We start from the raw sequence: 358 nt of genomic DNA on the forward strand, positions 1-358 counted from the left end.
CACTTCATTCACGATAAGAGAATGAACTAACAGCTTGGTATTTATAATCACCTAAACAACAGCGCGACACCGTGTTTAGCATATAAATACCGATATTTATATCAGCTTTCCAGATTGTTAAAGAACTTCAAATCAGCACACATTCGGCTGAAAAGTGGTTAAAAAAAACCAAATTTAAAATAAGTTAATAAGCTTAGTTTAAATTTGGCCTTTATTCTTTCTTTGTAGAAGAATCTACCAATCACCTTAAGTAATTGGTAGGTCTGGGCAGACTTGAACTGCCGACCTCACCCTTATCAGGGGTGCGCTCTAACCAGCTGAGCTACAGACCTATCGTTTCTTCTAATTGTTATCATAC

1 tRNA gene is annotated in these 358 nt (G+C 36.6%); it reads right to left on the bottom strand.

Annotation, left to right across the window (positions count from 1 at the left end):
* Positions 1–255: 255 nt before the first annotated feature.
* Positions 256–332, bottom strand: a tRNA-Ile gene (locus CXF85_RS00125).
* Positions 333–358: the final 26 nt, after the last annotated feature.

The organism is Colwellia sp. 75C3 (assembly GCF_002836255.1).
GTDB lineage: Bacteria > Pseudomonadota > Gammaproteobacteria > Enterobacterales > Alteromonadaceae > Colwellia.